This window comes from Rhodoligotrophos defluvii, assembly GCF_005281615.1.
GTDB lineage: Bacteria > Pseudomonadota > Alphaproteobacteria > Rhizobiales > Im1 > Rhodoligotrophos > Rhodoligotrophos defluvii.
The window spans coordinates 894,611-911,167 of the sequence record NZ_SZZM01000001.1 but is presented as its reverse complement, the minus strand read 5'-3'; the positions used below and the strand labels follow the sequence as shown (position 1 = coordinate 911,167).

Here is a 16,557-nt window from a genome sequence, read left to right as displayed (position 1 = left end):
ATAGAAGGACCGAGCCGTGAGGCGTGTGGTCGTAACAGGACTAGGTATCGTATCGAGCATAGGCAATAACAGCCAGGAAGTGCTGGCCTCCCTGCGCGAGGCGAAGTCAGGCATCAGCCGCGCAAAAGAATATGCAGAGCTGGGGTTCCGCTGCCAGGTGCATGGCGCCCCGACACTGGAACCCGGCGAGGCGGTGGATCGGCGCGCCATGCGCTTCCTCGGCGGCGGGGCGGCCTGGAACCACGTGGCGATGGAACAGGCCATCCGGGACGCAGGCCTAGAGCCGGACGAGGTCTCGAACCCGCGCACCGGGATCGTGATGGGCTCGGGCGGCCCTTCCACCCGCGCGATCGTGGAGGCGGCGGACATCACCCGGGAGAAGGGCCCTAAACGGATAGGGCCATTCGCGGTACCCAAGGCGATGTCGTCCACCGCTTCGGCAACGCTCGCGACCTGGTTCAAGATCAAAGGCGTCAACTACTCCATCTCCTCCGCCTGCGCCACCTCGACCCATTGCATCGGCAATGCGGCCGAGCTCATCCAGTGGGGCAAGCAGGACATCGTCTTCGCTGGCGGATGCGAGGAGCTCGACTGGTCCCTGTCGAACCTGTTCGATGCGATGGGCGCCATGTCGTCGAAGTATAATGCAACGCCTGAGACGGCCTCTCGGCCTTATGACGTGAACCGCGACGGTTTCGTCATTGCCGGAGGGGCAGGCGTATTGGTGCTGGAGGAGCTGGAACACGCCAAGGCACGTGGCGCGAAGATCTACGCGGAGGTGGCGGGCTATGGCGCGACGTCCGACGGCTATGACATGGTGGCACCCTCCGGCGAAGGCGCGGAACGGTGCATGCGGCTGGCCATGGCCGGCCTGAACGGTGAAAGGATCGACTATATCAATCCGCATGCGACCTCGACACCAGCAGGGGATGGCCCGGAAATCGACGCGATCCGGCGCATCTTCGGCTCCGGTGACCAGTGCCCGCCGATTTCCGCCACCAAGGCGCTGACCGGCCATTCGCTCGGCGCGGCCGGGGTGCAAGAAGCGATCTATTCGCTGCTGATGATGCAGAACCGCTTCATCGCCGAAAGCGCCCATATCGAAGAGCTCGATCCCGCTTTCGCCGATATGCCCATCGTGCGGCAGCGGATCGACAATGTCGAAGTCAACACCGTGATGTCCAACTCCTTCGGGTTTGGCGGGACCAACGGAACGCTGATCTTCAGGAAATACGTGGCTTAAGGCGAAAGACCCGATTTCGAAATCAGGTGCTTTGCTCTAAGCTTTTTGATCGTGCGGCGCTGCCCAACGGTGATCACTTCCGGGCGTGCCGCTCCAGTCCGAAGGGGCGAGACTTATGGGAACGATGGTTCAGACGACGGAAAGCGGTCTCATGGCGGGCAAGCGGGGCCTGATCATGGGCGTGGCCAACGACCACTCCATCGCTTGGGGCATCGCGCTCACGCTCCGCAAGCATGGCGCGGAGCTGGCCTTCACCTATCAGGGGGAAGCTTTCGGCCGCAGGGTGAGGCCGCTTGCCGCGTCCGTCGGCAGCGATATCCTGCTGCCTTGCGACGTCGAAGATATCACGACCGTGGACGAGGTATTTGAGCAGCTGGGCAAGAGCTGGGGCAGCCTCGATTTCGTGGTGCATGCCATCGCCTATTCCGACAAGGGCGAGCTCAAGGGCCGCTATGCGGACACCACACGACAGAATTTCATCCGCACCATGGTGATCTCGTGCTTTTCGTTCACCGAGGTCGCCCGCCGGGCCGCGCCGCTGATGCCCAATGGCGGCTCGCTGCTCACACTCACCTATGGCGGCTCCACCCGGGTGATGCCGAATTACAATGTGATGGGGGTCGCCAAGGCAGGGCTCGAAGCCAGTGTCCGCTATCTCGCGGCCGACTACGGCCCGCAAAACGTCCGGGTGAATGCCATTTCCGCGGGACCTATGCGTACCCTCGCCGGCTCTGGTATTTCGGACGCCCGCATCATGTACAACTACCAGAAGAAGCACGCGCCGCTGAGGCGTACCGTGACCCTCGACGAGGTCGGCGGGGCGGCGCTGTATCTGGTCTCTGAGCTGTCCAACGGCGTCACCGGCGAGATCCATTACGTGGATTCGGGCTATAACATCATCTCGATGCCGCGCCCCGACGACATCAGCCGCGAAGCGGTCGAAGAGGAGCCGGTGGGGATCATCGCCCCGCGGGATGCCGCGCAGTAGACCTGCTCTCTTGGGCAACCGCGCAATGAAAAAGGCGCAAGCCGTTGTGGCTGCGCCTCATTCCCTGCTGCAAATCGGGGGCTGTGCTTGTCAGCCGCCGACTTCTTCCTTGGCTTCCGGGCTTGCCTGCTTGGTGAGATCGGCACCCGTCTCCTGGTCCACCGCCTTCATGGACAGGCGCACCTTGCCGCGTGGGTCGAAGCCGATCAGCTTCACCTTCACGGACTGGCCTTCCTTCACCACGTCGGAGACCTTCTCGACCCGGTGCGGCGCCAGTTCCGACACATGGACCAGACCGTCGCGGCTGCCGAAGAAGTTCACGAAGGCACCGAAGTCCACGACCTTGACCACCTTGCCGTCGTAGATCTCACCGATCTCCGGCTCGGAGACGATGCTCTTGATCCACTTGATGGCCGCGTCGATCTGGTCGCCCTTTGAGGAGGCGATCTTGATGGTGCCATCGTCGGAGATGTCGATCTTGGCGCCGGTCTTCTCGACGATCTCGCGGATGACCTTGCCGCCCGTACCGATGACCTCACGGATCTTATCCACCGGAATGGTCATGACCTCGATGCGCGGTGCGTGTTCGCCAAGACCGGAGCGGGCCGAGCCCAGCGCCTTGTTCATCTCGCCCAGGATGTGCATGCGCCCTTCGCGGGCCTGGAACAGCGCGGTACGCATGATCTCTTCGGTGATGCCGGAGATCTTGATGTCCATCTGCAGCGAGGTGATGCCTTCCTGGGTACCGGCCACCTTGAAATCCATGTCGCCCAGGTGGTCCTCGTCGCCGAGGATGTCGGAGAGCACCGCCACCCGGTCCTCTTCCTTGATCAGACCCATGGCGATGCCGGCCACCGGGCGCTTCAGCGGCACGCCCGCATCCATCAGCGCGAGCGAGGATCCGCACACCGTCGCCATGGACGACGAGCCGTTCGACTCGGTGATCTCCGAGACAACGCGGATCGTGTAGGGGAACTGCTCCTTGGAGGGCAGCAGCGGATGGACGGCGCGCCATGCGAGCTTGCCGTGGCCGATTTCCCGACGGCCGGTGAAGCCGGTGCGGCCGGTCTCGCCCACTGAGAAGGGCGGGAAATTGTAGTGCAGCATGAAGGACTCCTTGTAGGTTCCTTCAAGCGCATCCACAAACTGCTCGTCCTCGCCCGTACCCAAGGTGGTGAACACCAGCGCCTGCGTCTCGCCACGGGTGAACAGCGCGGTGCCATGAGCGCGCGGGATCACGCCAACCTGGCAGTCGATGGGGCGGATGTCGGTCAGGGTGCGCCCGTCGATGCGCTTGCCCGTGTCGAGGATGTTGCCGCGGACGATTTCCTTTTCAAGGGTCTTGAACGCCTCGCCCACCGCCTGAAGGTCAGCAGGGGTTTCGGCAGAGGCACCGGCAAGCGCCTCGACCACTTCGTCCTTGACCCGGCTTACCGCTTCCTGGCGCGCTGCCTTGGATACGACCGCATAGGCCTCGCGGAGCTTGGCTTCGGCCAGCGACTTCACCTTGGCATAGACCTCGCTCGTGTCGGGGAGCTGCACCTCGCGCGGCTCGCGCGCGGCCTTTTCGGCCAGGCGCACGATGGCGTCGATGACCGGCTGGAACGCCCGGTGCCCGAACATCACGGCGCCGAGCATGGCCTCTTCCGACAGCTCATGCGCTTCGGATTCGACCATCAGCACCGCGTCGGCGCTGCCCGCCACCACCAGATCGAGCTTGGTGTCCGGCATTTCCTGCAGGCTGGGGTTGAGCACATACTGGCCGTCGATATAGCCGACGCGCGCGGCCCCGATGGGGCCCATGAACGGGATGCCTGAAATCGTCAGAGCGGCCGATGCCGCCACCATGGAAACGATATCCGGATCGTTTTCCATGTCGTGCGAGATGACGGTGACGATCACCTGCGTCTCGTTGCGGAAGCCCGGGACGAAGAGCGGCCGTATCGGACGGTCGATCAGGCGGGAAACCAGGGTCTCCTTTTCCGAGGGCCGGGCCTCGCGCTTAAAAAAGCCGCCTGGAATCTTTCCGGCGGCATAGCTCTTCTCCTGATAGTTGACGGTCAGGGGGAAAAAGTCGACGCCCGGCTTGGCGGTGCGCTCGGCGACGGCGGTGGCAAGCACCGTGGTCTCGCCATAGGTTACCAATACGGCCCCGTCGGCCTGGCGCGCAATGCGGCCCGTCTCGAACTTGAGCGGCCGTCCACCCCATTCCAATTCTTCTGTGTGGATATCAAACATGTCGTACCTTCCTTAAGCCCTCGCCGCCTCACCAGTTCACTTCCCTGGCGGCATCCTATGGGCTTGCGGGTCGCCGACCCCGTGCCGGCGACCTCATGAAACGTGTTGCCCCCTGGACGGGGGCGAAAATCAGCGACGGATCCCCAGCTTCTTGATGATGGCCTGATAGCCGGCCTCATCCTTGCGCTTGAGATAATCCAGCAGCTTGCGACGGCGGCTGACCAGCTTCAACAGTCCGCGCCGGGAATGGTTATCCTTGGCATGGGTCTGGAAATGCTCGGTCAGGTTCTTGATCCGCTCGGTCAGCACGGCAATCTGCACATAGGCCGAACCCGTGTCCGTGTCCGACTGGGCGTTGTCCTTGATGATCTCGAGCTTGCGCTCGGCAGTAATCGACATCGGGTAGCTCCTCTCAGTCTCGGCGGCCTCAATCAGGCCAGATTGAACACACGCTTTGGCTTGAGGGCTCCCTGGCTGATCTCGACAAGCGCCACGGGCTTGCCGTGAAGCTGTGCGAGAAAGGTGCCGTCGAGAACGGGAGCGTCTCTGCCGCGCATGATGACCGGCTGACCTCTCTTGAGGCGAGCCGCATCCGCACTGCCGATGGCCAGGGCCGGGATGTCGTCCAGCGCGGTCCCGACAGGGCGGAGAACTTCATAAAGGGCCTCGCGGCCGGGTGTCTTATCGCTCAATTCCTCCAGCTCTTCCAGCGAAATCATGTCGTCTGCGCCGAGCGGGCCGACGCGCAGCCGCCGCAGTGCCACCACATGTCCGTAACAGCCGAGCTGCCGGCCCATGTCGCGGGCCAACGCGCGAACATAGGTGCCAGGTCCGCATTCCGCTTCGAAGACGAAATGGTCATCATCCAGGATCTCCACAAGATCCAGCCGATCGATCACCACCTCGCGCGCGGCGATCGTCACGCTCTGGCCGGTGCGCGCCAGGTCATAGGCGCGCTCGCCGGCGATCTTGATGGCCGAAAACTGCGGGGGCGTTTGCATGATCACGCCGAGATAGTCGTCCAGAATGTCGTCCACCTGCTCGGGCGCCGGGCGGGTGGCGCTTTCGGCCGTGACCTCGCCTTCCATGTCATCCGTATTTGTCTCCTGGCCCCAGCGCACGGTGAATCGGTAGACCTTGGTGCCTTCCACAACGAAGGGCACGGTCTTGGTCGCCTCACCGAGCGCGATCGGCAACATGCCGGTGGCCAGCGGGTCGAGCGTGCCGCCATGGCCGGCCTTCTGGGCATTAAACAGCCGCTTCACCTGGGCAACCGCCTGGGTCGAGGTCATGCCCTTGGGCTTGTCCAGCAGAATCCAGCCATTGACCGCATCGCCCTTCCGTCTGCGCCCCATCGTTCCGTTCGCCTCGTGCTCTATGGGTGTTCACTCATGGTCTTGGTCGTCCTCGTCGCGGCGCGCGAGATCGCGCGCCACGTCCGGACGATGCAGGATCTCGTCGACGCGGGCCGCGTAGTCGAGGGATGTGTCCTGGCGGAAGTGCAAGTCCGGCAGGAACTTGAGGGTTACCCGCCGTCCCACCTCGCCACGGATGCGCTTGCGGGACCGTTCGAGCGCGGCCATCACCTCGTTCGAGCGGTGGCCGGCAAAGGGCATGACATAGGCGGTCGCGTGCCGCAGGTCCGGGCTCATCGACACTTCGACAACGGTGACCGCTCCGTCGAGCGCCGGGTCGTAAGTGTCGCCGCGCGAGAAGATCTCAGCCAGAGCATGGCGTATGAGCTCGCCTACTCGCAATTGCCGCTGGCTGGGTGCGCCTTTCCGATGATCTGCCATTGAAGCCTCTTCAGGGCCGATGCTTTTCCGCCGCTTGAGCTCGGATCTGGTTTCGATCCGCTGAATATGACGAGAGCCGGGCCCCTAAAGCCCCGGCTCCCACGTCATTCACGCGACCAGCATCAGTCCAGGGTGCGAGCGATCGTCTCCACCCGATAGCATTCGATGACATCGCCAGGGCGCATGTCCTGGTAGCCTTCGAACGCCATGCCGCATTCCTGGCCCGCCACCACCTCGCGCACTTCGTCCTTGAAACGCTTGAGCGTGGACAAGGTGCCTTCGTGGATGACCACATTGTTGCGGATGAGGCGCACCTTGGCGCCGCGCTGAACGGTGCCGTCGGTGACCCGGCAGCCGGCGATCTTGCCGACCTTGGAGATATTGAAGATCTCCAGCACCTCCGCATTGCCCAGGAACTCCTCGCGAAGCTCCGGCGCCAACAGGCCGGACATGGTCCGCTTCACGTCGTCCACCAGATCGTAGATGACGTTGTAATAGCGGATCTCGATGCCGGCTTGCTCGGCCGCCACCCGCGCCTGGGCATTGGCGCGGACATTGAAGCCGAGGATGACGGCACCGGACGCGGCCGCAAGCGTGACGTCCGATTCCGTGATGCCGCCGACGCCATACAGCAGCACGCGGGCGGTGACCTCCTCGTTGCCGAGCTTCTCCAAGGCCTGCACGATGGCTTCGGCCGAGCCTTGGACGTCGCCCTTGATCACCACCGGCACTTCCTTGCGTGCGCCCTCGCGCAGCTGACTCATCATCTGCTCGAGGGATGCCCTGGCGCTTGGTGCCACGCCCTTCAGCTCGCGCCGCTTGCGCTCGCGGTACTCGGTGATCTCGCGCGCCCGGCCTTCGGAATCCACCACCACGAATTGGTCGCCTGCTTCGGGCGTGGAGCCCAGACCCAGCACCTCTACCGGCACGGATGGGCCGGCCTCCATGATGTTCACGCCGCGATCGTTCACCAGCGCGCGCACCCGGCCCCACGCGGTGCCGGCCACGAAGATGTCGCCCACGCGGAGTGTGCCGCGCTGAATGAGCACGGTTGCCACGGGGCCGCGGCCCTTGTCCAGCTGCGCCTCGACCACAGTGCCATCGGCCGGCCGATCGGGATTGGCCCGAAGCTCCAACAGCTCGGCCTGCAGCAAAATGGTCTCGAGCAGCTTGTCGAGGTTGGTTCCCTTGAGCGCCGAGACCTCGACCTCCAAGGTGTCGCCACCCATGCTCTCCACCACGACCTCGTGGCGCAGCAGATCCGTCCGCACTCGGTTCGGGTCCGAATCGGGCTTGTCGATCTTGTTGATGGCCACAATGAGCGGCACGTGGGCCGCCCGCGCATGGTTGATGGCCTCGATCGTCTGCGGCATCACGCCGTCGTCGGCCGCGACCACCAGCACCACGATATCGGTCACTTTCGCACCACGGGCGCGCATGGCCGTGAAGGCGGCGTGGCCCGGCGTGTCGATGAAGGTGATCATGCCGCTGGGCGTTTCCACCTGATAGGCGCCGATATGCTGGGTGATGCCGCCTGCCTCCCCGGCCGCCACATCCGCATGGCGGATCGCGTCGAGAAGGGAGGTCTTGCCATGGTCGACGTGGCCCATCACGGTCACCACCGGCGCCCGCGGCTGGGTGTTCTCGGCGGTGTCTTCGACGCCCATCAGGCCTTCTTCCACATCCGCTTCCGAAACACGCTTGACGCGGTGGCCCATTTCCTCGGCGATCAGCTGGGCGGTATCGGCATCGATGATGTCGTTGATCTTGTGCATCTGCCCCTGACGCATCAGGTACTTGATGACGTCCACCGCGCGTTCAGCCATGCGGCTCGCCAGTTCTTGGATGGTGATCGCCTCGGGGATGATCACGTCGCGCACGATCTTTTCGGTCGATTGCTGGAATTGTCCGGCCTGCTTCTTCTGCCGTTCCTGGCGCCGGCGCATGGACGCGAGCGAGCGCTCGCGGTCCTCGTCTGCACTCAAAGCGTTGCCGATCGTCAGCCGGCCACGGCGGCGTTCGATGTCTGTCTTGACGCGGGTCGGCGCCTTCACTTCGCGCTTGGCCTTGCCCCGGCCCCGCACATCCTCCTCGTCATCGACCTCGACAGCTTTGGGCTGGACGGCCGGTGCAGCAGGCCGGGCCTCAGTCTTGCGGGCCTCGGCGGGGCGCTGCTCGCCGGTGCGCGCGGCATGGGGCGCAGGGGCCGCGGCGGGCTCGGGTGCTGCGGGCGCCTGTTGCGGGGTCGCTTCTGTCTGCGGCACTTCCGCCTTACCAGCCTCAGCCTCCCTCAGACGCGCCTCTTCGGCGCGGCGACGCTCCTCAGCCTCGCGCTCGCGGCGCTCCTGCTCCTCGATTTCGGCTCGCCGCCTTGCCTCTTCCTCGGCACGGCGACGTTCCTCGGCATCACGCACTCTGGCTTCCGCCAGGGCCTGGCTGCGCGCCTCGCGCTCTTCCTCGGTCAGGGTGCGCAACACCACGCCGGAGCGTCCGGCGCCGCCGTCGCGACCGGGCGCCGAACGGCGCTGATCGCCACGGGTCTCGTCTGCCGGCTGGGCCGCAGGCTGCGGCGCATGCACCTGGGCCGGGCGTGCCTGGGCGCCGCCTGCGGGCGGGGTCGCGGGGGCCGTAGCGCGACGCTGCTGTGGCGCCGCTTCTGCCTGGCCGGCGAGATCCGGACGTGCTCCAGGCGTTCCCGGGCCGAGCACGCGCTTGCGCTTCTTCTCCACCACCACCTGCTTGGTGCGGCCATGCGAGAAGTTCTGCTTGACGCGGCTCTGCTCCACGGTGCTTCGGCGCAGACTCAAGGTCCGCCCACCGCCTGCTGTCGTGTTATCTGTGTCTTTTGTATCCGTCATTCCTCAACGGTCCTGCAGCGCCGCTGATCTGCCGGGTGGCAGAGTGAAGTGCTCGTACCTGTGCGCTGCCTTCAGGAACGCCTTTGTCAGTCTATCTTGGCCGAGCGAAGCGTGTATCACATTTGACCTGCCCAATGCCAAACTCAATTGTTCTCCTGTGAAGATCTCGATGATCTCCACGTCCGTCCTGCCCGAGCCCGCAAGCTTTCCTGCGAGCTTCTGGCGGCCATTCATCGCGCCATCCGCGGCCTGAAGCAACACCGCGGTCCGTCCGCTTGCTATGGCTTCCGCCACTTTCTCGAAACCGGTCGCCACGAGACCGGCCCTGTTGGCAAAGCTCAGAAGGCCGAGCGCCCGATCCGCCATGAGCTTCGCCACACGATCCGCCAGGTCGTCGGCGACCGTGACCTGCTGCTTGAAGCCGCGCGCAAACAGCTTTTTGCGTACAGCCTCCTCGACCAGGTGCCGCCGCGCCGTGATCCAGACGCCGCGGCCGGGCAACTCGCGTTTCAGATCCGGCGTGACCGAGGCATCGGGCGCCAGGACGAATCGCACCATATCCTCAGGCTCACGCACGTCGCGCGTGACAATGCAGCGGCGCTCAACCTTGGCCCGATCGCCTGCCACGGCGGGCTTTGCGTCAGGCGGCACCCTCCTCGCGTGTTGCGGCATCGTCATCCTCGACCTCCGCATCTGGTTCGGCCTGTTCGGGCTCGATCCAACCGGCCTTCACGCGGGCCCCCATGATCATTGCTGCTGCTTCCGCAGCGGTCACACCGAGAGGCGACAGGTGCCCGTCGTGCTTGGTCACCTCGCCCTTCTGGCGCTCTGTCCAGCCGGCGAGCTCGTCCGTCGCGCAATCGGCCAGGTCCTCCACCGTCTTGATGCCATTCTCGCCCAACGCGACCATGATGGCCGGGGTCACACCGTCGATCTCTGCCAGGGCGTCCTCGACGCCGAGTTCGCGCCGGCGCTGGTCATACTGGGCCGCCTGGCGGTCCAGGTATTCGTTGGCGCGCATCTGCAGCTCTTGCGCGGTGGCGTCATCGAAGCCTTCGATCTCGGCAAGGGCGTCCACGGGGACATAGGCGACCTCCTCGATCGAATCAAAGCCCTCCGACGCGAGAAGCTGGGCGATCATTTCGTCCACGTCGAGCGCATCCATGAACAGCTGGGTCCGCTCGGCGAACTCCTTCTGGCGCCGCTCCGATTCCTCCGCCTCGGTCATGATGTCGATGTCCCAGCCGGTGAGCTGAGAGGCGAGGCGCACGTTCTGACCGCGGCGACCGATCGCAAGCGAAAGCTGGTCATCCGGCACGACGACTTCAATACGCTGGGCCTCTTCATCGAGCACGACCTTAGTCACTTCCGCCGGTGCCAAGGCGTTGACGATGAACGTCGCCGCGTCAGGGGACCACGGGATAATGTCGATCTTCTCGCCCTGCAGCTCGTTCACCACAGCCTGGACGCGACTGCCGCGCATGCCGACGCAGGCGCCAACCGGATCAATGGAGCTGTCCTTGGAGCGCACCGCGATCTTGGCACGGCTGCCGGGGTCACGGGCTACCGAAACGATCTCGACGATGCCGTCATAGACCTCCGGCACCTCCTGGGCGAACAGCTTGGCCATGAAGGCGGGATGGGTCCGGGACAGGAAGATCTGCGGCCCGCGCTGCTCGCGGCGCACGTCCTGGATATAGGCGCGGATGCGGTCCCCATTGCGCACCGTCTCACGCGGCAGCGTCTCGTCCCGGCGCAGAATGGCCTCGCCACGGCCGAGATCGACGATCACGTTGCCATACTCGACGCGCTTGACCAGCCCGTGCACGATGTCGCCGATCCGGTCCTTGTACTCGTTGTACTGCCGCTCGCGTTCCGCCTCGCGCACCTTCTGCACGATCACCTGCTTGGCATTTTGCGCGGCGATGCGGCCGAAATCGATGGGTGGCAGCGGTTCGGCGATGAAATCGCCGATCCGGGCGGCCGGGTTGCGCCGGCTGGCGTCCTTCAGGCTGATCTGGGTGTGCTCGTTCTCGACCTCCTCGACCACCTCGAGCAGCCGTTGCAGGCGCATCTCGCCGGTCTTGGGATCAATCTCCGCGCGGATGTCGTTCTCGGTGCCATAGCGCGACCGGGCGGCCCGCTGGATCGCATCCTCCATGGCCTGGAGGACCACTGTCTTGTCGATCGACTTCTCGCGGGCAACTGCATCCGCGATCTGCAGCAGCTCAAGCCTGTTCGCGCTTACCGCCGTGTCAGCCATTCCTCTACTCCGATCATCACCGACGCCGCATTGCGCGATCGGTTAATCCAGAAAGTCCTTGCCCTGTTTGCCCTGGCGCTTGAGCGCCATACGGAACAGTTCGTCCGTCATTACCAGCTTGGCCTCGGCAATATCGTCGAAGGCCACCACCATCTCGACCTTGCCAGCGGCGCCCTCGTCCACGAGGACGCTTACGCTGCGGCCGGTCACACCCTTGATAATCCCGCGATGCCGACGGCGGCCGTCCACCGGCCGCACCAGATCGATCCGGGCCTCATGCCCCATCCAGCGCTCGAAATCGCCCAGGCGAACCAATGGCCGGTCGAGGCCCGGAGAGGAGACCTCCAGCGTGTACTCACCGGCGATCGGGTCCTCGACATCCAGCAAGGGCGAGATCACGCGGCTTACCGCCTCACAGTCGTCGATGGTCATCGTGCCATCGGGGCGCTCGGCCATGATTTGCAAGGTTTGGCCGCGCTCGCTGGTGATCCTGACCCGGACCAGGCGGTAGCCCATGTCCGTCAGAACCGGCTCGACCAACTCAGCCACCACGCGCGCGGGCCCTTCCTCCCGCGCCAGACGGGCGTTCCAGCTCGAATCCGGTTCCCGGTCCTGTGCGTTAGATGCGTCCAATAACAAAAAAAGCGGACCCTTGACGGGCCCACTCCCACAACTTCGAGCCTCTCGCGAGGTCGACTATATGAGAATGACCATGCTTAGGCCGCAATATAGCGTCTTGCGCGGAGATGACAACCCCGTTGGGGGTGCGTCGGGCGATGCGCATCGCCGAGCCAAGGGCGCTGAAGCCGGATGATCAACTGGCTGGCGCCGCACGGTGAAAGCGCAGGTAGGCAGGGGTCCGCCCCTCGCGGACAGCCTTCTGCTCGTAGCGGGTCTGCGGCCAGTCCTCGGGGCGGGTCCGCCAGTCCTCCGCTCGCTCAGCCGCCCAAACGAACTGCGGTACCCGGCGGGCATGAGCAAGCATCCACCTGACGTAATCGGGAATGTCGCTGGCCAGGCGCAACTCGCCACCGTGCTTCAGCACGCGGGCGAGCTCAGCCAGCGTCTCGGCATTGATGATACGGCGCTTGTTGTGGCGCTTCTTGGGCCAGGGATCTGGAAACAGCACGAAGGCGCGGCTCAGGCAGGCGGTCGGGAGCTCGGGGAGAAGAAGGCGTGCATCGCCGTCATAGACCCGGATGTTGGCGAGCCCCTCCGATTGGACGGCCGACAGGAGCTTGGCCATGCCGTTGATGAAGGGCTCGACACCGATAAAGCCGACCTGAGGATTGCGCCGGGCATGCCAGAGAAGGTGCTCGGCGCCGCCGAAGCCGATTTCAAGCCATATCTCCCGGACGGGTGCCTTGAACGCCCGCTCGAGTGGCAACGGCAGTGCGGACGGATCCAGCCGCAGCCGGGGGAGCAGTGTTTCGGTGAGCGCAGCCTGGCTGGGCCGCAGCTTGTGGCCGCTGCGGCGCCCATAGACCATGGCACGGCGGCGTTGTCCTTCAGGGCGGCCGGTATCCGGGCCCCCGCCTCTGTCAGGAGAAGGCACGCCGCAGTTCATCGACCAAGTCGGTCTTTTCCCATGAGAAGCCGCCGTCAGCCTCCGGTTCGCGACCGAAATGGCCATAGGCGGAGGTGCGCGCATAGATCGGCCGATTGAGCTGCAGGTGCTCGCGGATGCCGCGGGGCGAAAGGTCGACCAGCTCCCCGAGGATCATCTCGAGCCGGCTTTCGTCCACATTGCCGGTGCCGTGGGTGTCGACGTAAAGCGATAGCGGCTTCGAGACGCCGATTGCATAGGAGATCTGGATGGTGCACCGGTCAGCCAAGCCGGCGGCCACCACGTTCTTTGCCAGATAACGGCAGGCGTAGGCGGCCGAACGGTCCACCTTGGTGGGGTCCTTGCCGGAGAAGGCGCCCCCGCCGTGAGGGGCCGCACCGCCATAGGTATCGACGATGATCTTGCGGCCGGTCAGGCCGGCATCGCCGTCCGGGCCGCCGATGACGAAGCGCCCGGTGGGGTTGACGTAGAATTCATCCTCGGAGGGGAACCAGCCGTCCGGCAGGACCGAGAGGACATAGGGCCGCACGATTTCACGGACCTGATCGACCGAGACCTTCTCTGAATGCTGGGTCGACACCACCACCGACGTGGCCTTGACCGGCTTGCCGTTCTCATACAGCAGGGTGACTTGGCTCTTGGCATCCGGACCGAGGTCGGGCTGGGCACCGGAATGCCGCGCTTCGGCCAGGCTCTTCAGAATGCGGTGGGAGTAGATGATCGGCGCGGGCATCAGCGCGTCGGTCTCCCGGCAGGCATATCCGAACATGATGCCCTGATCACCGGCGCCTTCATCCTTGTTGCCGGATGCATCGACACCCATCGCGATATCGGCGGACTGCGCATGCAGATAGACCTGCACGTCGGCATCCCGCCAATGGAAGCCTTCCTGCTCATAGCCGATGTCGCGGACGGCGGCGCGTGCGACCTCGACCAGGTGATCCTTGGTGACGGTGCCTGGCCCCCGTACCTCGCCAGCCAGGACGACACGGTTGGTGGTGGCAAGGGTCTCGCAGGCCACGCGAGAATACGGATCAGCCGCGAGGTAGGTGTCTACCACAGCGTCGGAAATGCGGTCGCACACCTTGTCGGGGTGACCTTCCGAAACCGATTCGCTGGTGAAGAGATATTGCTTTCTAGCCACTGACGTATCTGACCTGGTTGGCCATGGGCGCGACGAACGCGGCCAAGGACTTGCACGAACGAGCGTGACCCCCACTCCCGTAGCGAGCGCGCTGTGCGCCGGAGCGTTGTTCTGTCAAACGAACGGCACGTCGTCAAGATGGGGAATCAATCCTCTCCCCCAGGTCGATACGCCTCAGCTACTCTTCGCGCTCGGTGTTCTCACCAGCCAGAGTTCGGACGAGCTCCACCACCTTACGGCGCACGCCCGGGTCCTTGATCTGGGTGAAAGCCTTGTTGAGTTGCAGGCCTTCGGAACTCGTGAGGAAGTCCATGATGATCGGCTCTCCAGCACTCTCCGCGAAGCCCGGCTCAAGGGCGGCGCTCACGGTGGTGTGCGGCAGTTCGTCGAAGAAGTACTGCACATTCACGCCGAGAATGCGGCCCATTTGATATAGGCGGCTGGCACTGACGCGGTTCGACCCCTTTTCGTATTTCTGAACCTGTTGGAAGGTCAGCCCGAGCTGCTCCCCCAGCTTTTCCTGGCTCATGCCGATCAGCATCCGGCGCATCCGGACACGGCTACCGACGTGGACGTCGATTGGATTAGGATTCCGTTTTACCATACTAGCCCCTCAGGCCGCGTACCCCCAGCCTGACAATGTTCGCAATGTGGAGAATCGATACACCAGAACAGTAATCTGCACTACACGATTGTATAAGACTCATCCCCCGTCAAGGCAGTCGCAACTTGTGACGCCGCGTCGCTCTGTACAGATCGGCCAAGCGCGAGGGAGCAGAAACGGTTCCGAGCTCGATTCGGGGATCCTAAGTCGCGTCGTAGTGTGGCGTGATTTCAGAACGACTTTGCCCAATTGATGTTCGATAATGAAGAATTGACTCGAATTGAAATCAATAGAGCGGAAACGATTAGAAGACTAAGGATCCATTCATGATATTGGGAATACACAGTTGGCGGTAAAGCTGATGGTAAATCGGTGTCGATCAAGCCTCGTTCACCAAGCCCGATCTGTTCCACAATTCGGCCATACGGGTCAATGACGGCTGAAATACCCGTGTTGGCTGACCTGACCAGCGGCAGCCCCTCCTCGATGGCGCGAAACCTCGCCTGGACGAAATGCTGGTGCGGGCCCAGGGACTGGCCGAACCAGGCATCGTTGGTCACGTTGAGGAGCCATTGCGGACGCCTGGCCTCGTCCGCGACGGCGCCGGGAAAGATGATCTCGTAGCAGATCAAGGGGCTGAAGGGCGGAATGCCGGGCAAAGCAAGCGTCCGGGGGCCGGATCCGGCTGCAAAACCGGCCGGCACCGTCACCAGCTTGCGAAATCCGAGGGGCCGCAACAGGCTTTCGAAAGGCAGATACTCCCCGAAGGGGACCAGGTGCTGCTTGTCATAACCGGCGATCACGGTGCCGGTATGGTCGATCACTTGCAGGCTGTTGTAAAAAAGTCCCTGGCTGCCGGGATTGTCGGGATCCGGGCCGCGCCGGATCGCGCCGGTGAACAGAGTGACGTTATCCGGGAGCACCGCGCCGATCACCCCGCGCACGTCGGCCCGCTCGTCAAGCAGGAAAGGCAGGGCGCTTTCCGGCCAGATCAGGTAATCGACGGCCGCGAGACCCCGCGGATTGGTAGGCGGCTTGGCCGTCGAGAGCTCCAGGAACAGATCGAGGATCTCAGTGGCGTATTGCGGGTTCCACTTCGCGCCCTGCGGAATGTCGGGCTGGACGATGCGCACGCGGGGGCCAGGGGCGGCCGTACTGGCATCATGCGACAGCCGCTCCGCCCCGAATGTCCACAGTCCGGCGAAGAAGGCCATGGTCGCCAGAAACGGCAGCGACCGCCGCAGCGACAATGCGGCGCGGTCGATCAGCAGCACCGGCAGGCAGGCGGCGAAAACCATCAGCAACGTCAGGCCATAGGCGCCGACGAGTGACGCGCCTTGGGCGAGACTTTCCGAAAGCCCAAGCGCGTAGCCGGGAAGAGCCCAGGGAAAGCCGGTGAAGAGGTGGCCGCGCAGCCATTCCGTCGCGCTGAGACACGCACTGAGTGCGAGCAGCCTGCCCACGCCCAATGGGGCCGGTCCTCTCGGCCACAGCGCTATGGCCAGGGCGCTGCCGAGGCCCCAGTAGAGCGCCATTCCGGCAGGCAGAACCACGACACCCAGGGGAAGCATCCAGGCATAGGTCTCCGCCTCAACGAGAAAGGCCTCGCCAACCCAATACAAGCTCAGGAGGAAATAGCCGAAACCGAAAGCCCAGCCCGTTGCAAACGCTGCTGCGAATCGGCGGCGGCTTGGTGCGTGGGCCTGGGCCACGCCATCGAGCAACAGGACCAGAACCGGAAAAGCGACGAATAGCGCAGGCAGGACATAGATCGGTGGTTGGGCCAAAGCTGCCAGCACGCCGGCCAGGCCAGCGAGGGACAGCCGCCGCCAGCCGGTCAGCGCCATGATTCGTGC

Annotated in this window: 14 protein-coding genes; 2 read left to right on the top strand and 12 right to left on the bottom strand. The window is 64.3% G+C overall.

Annotated elements, in window-relative coordinates; translation table 11 throughout:
• Positions 1-16: 16 nt before the first annotated feature.
• Positions 17-1,243, top strand: a complete 1,227-nt coding sequence (fabB, locus tag E4P09_RS04375; RefSeq protein WP_137388326.1) for a beta-ketoacyl-ACP synthase I — start codon at positions 17-19, stop codon at positions 1,241-1,243.
• A gap of 115 nt (positions 1,244-1,358) precedes the next feature.
• A complete protein-coding gene (gene fabI, locus E4P09_RS04370; RefSeq protein ID WP_275406437.1) occupies positions 1,359-2,231 on the top strand; it encodes an enoyl-ACP reductase FabI in 873 nt (290 codons plus the stop codon).
• Between the two features lie 90 nt (positions 2,232-2,321).
• Here fabI and pnp read toward each other — a convergent pair whose 3' ends face one another.
• From pnp to lnt, 12 genes are all read right to left on the bottom strand, one after another.
• A complete protein-coding gene (gene pnp / locus E4P09_RS04365) occupies positions 2,322-4,469 on the bottom strand; it encodes a polyribonucleotide nucleotidyltransferase (RefSeq protein WP_137388325.1) in 2,148 nt (715 codons plus the stop codon).
• 129 nt (positions 4,470-4,598) lie between these two features.
• Positions 4,599-4,868, bottom strand: a complete 270-nt coding sequence (rpsO, locus tag E4P09_RS04360) for a 30S ribosomal protein S15 (protein WP_137388324.1) — start codon at positions 4,866-4,868, stop codon at positions 4,599-4,601.
• 32 nt (positions 4,869-4,900) lie between these two features.
• Entirely contained in the window at positions 4,901-5,848 is a 948-nt protein-coding gene (gene truB / locus E4P09_RS04355; RefSeq protein WP_428977698.1) for a tRNA pseudouridine(55) synthase TruB, read from the bottom strand.
• Positions 5,849-5,854: 6 nt separating this feature from the next.
• A complete protein-coding gene (gene rbfA, locus E4P09_RS04350; protein WP_137388322.1) occupies positions 5,855-6,265 on the bottom strand; it encodes a 30S ribosome-binding factor RbfA in 411 nt (136 codons plus the stop codon).
• 122 nt (positions 6,266-6,387) lie between these two features.
• Positions 6,388-9,123, bottom strand: a complete 2,736-nt coding sequence (gene infB / locus E4P09_RS04345; protein WP_137388321.1) for a translation initiation factor IF-2 — start codon at positions 9,121-9,123, stop codon at positions 6,388-6,390.
• 3 nt (positions 9,124-9,126) lie between these two features.
• Positions 9,127-9,801 (bottom strand): RNA-binding protein, encoded by a 675-nt coding sequence (locus E4P09_RS04340; protein WP_170984225.1) that lies wholly within the window; start codon positions 9,799-9,801, stop codon positions 9,127-9,129.
• A complete protein-coding gene (gene nusA, locus E4P09_RS04335) occupies positions 9,764-11,386 on the bottom strand; it encodes a transcription termination factor NusA (RefSeq protein WP_137388319.1) in 1,623 nt (540 codons plus the stop codon). The genes E4P09_RS04340 and nusA overlap by 38 nt, the downstream gene beginning before the upstream one ends.
• A 42-nt stretch (positions 11,387-11,428) precedes the next feature.
• Positions 11,429-11,938 (bottom strand): ribosome maturation factor RimP, encoded by a 510-nt coding sequence (rimP, locus tag E4P09_RS04330; RefSeq protein ID WP_239025020.1) that lies wholly within the window; start codon positions 11,936-11,938, stop codon positions 11,429-11,431.
• A 262-nt stretch (positions 11,939-12,200) separates the two neighbouring features.
• Positions 12,201-12,875, bottom strand: coding sequence for a tRNA (guanosine(46)-N7)-methyltransferase TrmB (gene trmB, locus E4P09_RS04325; RefSeq protein WP_205042010.1), 675 nt, complete (start codon positions 12,873-12,875; stop codon positions 12,201-12,203).
• A 52-nt stretch (positions 12,876-12,927) separates the two neighbouring features.
• Positions 12,928-14,097, bottom strand: a complete 1,170-nt coding sequence (gene metK, locus E4P09_RS04320; RefSeq protein WP_137388317.1) for a methionine adenosyltransferase — start codon at positions 14,095-14,097, stop codon at positions 12,928-12,930.
• A gap of 178 nt (positions 14,098-14,275) precedes the next feature.
• Positions 14,276-14,701, bottom strand: a complete 426-nt coding sequence (locus E4P09_RS04315) for a helix-turn-helix domain-containing protein (RefSeq protein ID WP_137388316.1) — start codon at positions 14,699-14,701, stop codon at positions 14,276-14,278.
• 230 nt (positions 14,702-14,931) lie between these two features.
• Positions 14,932-16,548: an apolipoprotein N-acyltransferase gene (gene lnt, locus E4P09_RS04310; protein ID WP_205042009.1), complete on the bottom strand. Its 1,617-nt coding sequence runs from the start codon at positions 16,546-16,548 to the stop codon at positions 14,932-14,934.
• Positions 16,549-16,557: the final 9 nt, after the last annotated feature.